At 50.5% G+C, this 901-nt stretch carries 2 tRNA genes and 1 rRNA gene; all 3 read left to right on the forward strand.

Annotated elements, in window-relative coordinates:
* Window positions 1-164: 164 nt before the first annotated feature.
* A tRNA-Ile gene (locus QY97_RS19390) sits at window positions 165-241 on the forward strand.
* A gap of 18 nt (window positions 242-259) precedes the next feature.
* A tRNA-Ala gene (locus tag QY97_RS19395) sits at window positions 260-335 on the forward strand.
* 202 nt (window positions 336-537) lie between these two features.
* Window positions 538-901 (forward strand): 23S ribosomal RNA (locus QY97_RS19400); the annotation flags it as partial.

A 901-nucleotide genomic window follows, 5' to 3' on the forward strand; every position in this document is an offset into this window, starting at 1 on the left:
CAGAGATAAGATGGACCGCTGAAGCGGCGCTTTTGGCCGCACAAGCGTGACAGCTTATATCCGAGAGTCTGGCAGCTGGAGCTAGACATCGAAAAGAGGCTGGCATTGTATTTTGTTTAGTTTTGAAGGTTCAATCCTTCTTTATCACAACCGATATAGAGTAAGGGCCTGTAGCTCAGCTGGTTAGAGCGCACGCCTGATAAGCGTGAGGTCGATGGTTCAAGTCCATTCAGGCCCACCATCCTTACTCGTTTCATATGGGGCCTTAGCTCAGCTGGGAGAGCGCCTGCTTTGCACGCAGGAGGTCAGCGGTTCGATCCCGCTAGGCTCCACCAAATTTGTTCTTTGAAAACTGGATAATATCGTATAAGAAGTAACCAAGCAATAACCGAGTAATCGCCATTTTAGGTTTTTCAAAAAGAAAGAGAAGCAAGCAGATCGAGGAAGCGATGAAGAGACTGAAGGAGCGTACTTGCGTACGTGACTGAGGGAACGACAGAAGCTGACGACGAGATGCGCCGCTTGTATTTCTTTGATGGTTAAGTTAGAAAGGGCGCACGGTGGATGCCTTGGCACTAGGAGCCGAAGAAGGACGGGACTAACTCCGATATGCTCCGGGGAGCTGTAAGTAAGCTTTGATCCGGAGATTTCCGAATGGGGAAACCCTCTGTCCGTAATGGGACAGAATCCCTGCCTGAATACATAGGGCAGGAGAAGGCAGACCCGGGGAACTGAAACATCTAAGTACCCGGAGGAAGAGAAAGCAAACGCGATTCCCTGAGTAGCGGCGAGCGAAACGGGACCAGCCCAAACCAGAAGGCTTGCCTTCTGGGGTTGTAGGACACTCTATACGGAGTTACAAAGGAATGAAGCAGGCGAAGAGGTCTGGAAAGACCCATCA

Origin of the sequence: Bacillus thermotolerans, assembly GCF_000812025.2 — a bacterium.
Lineage (GTDB): Bacteria > Bacillota > Bacilli > Bacillales > Domibacillaceae > Quasibacillus > Quasibacillus thermotolerans.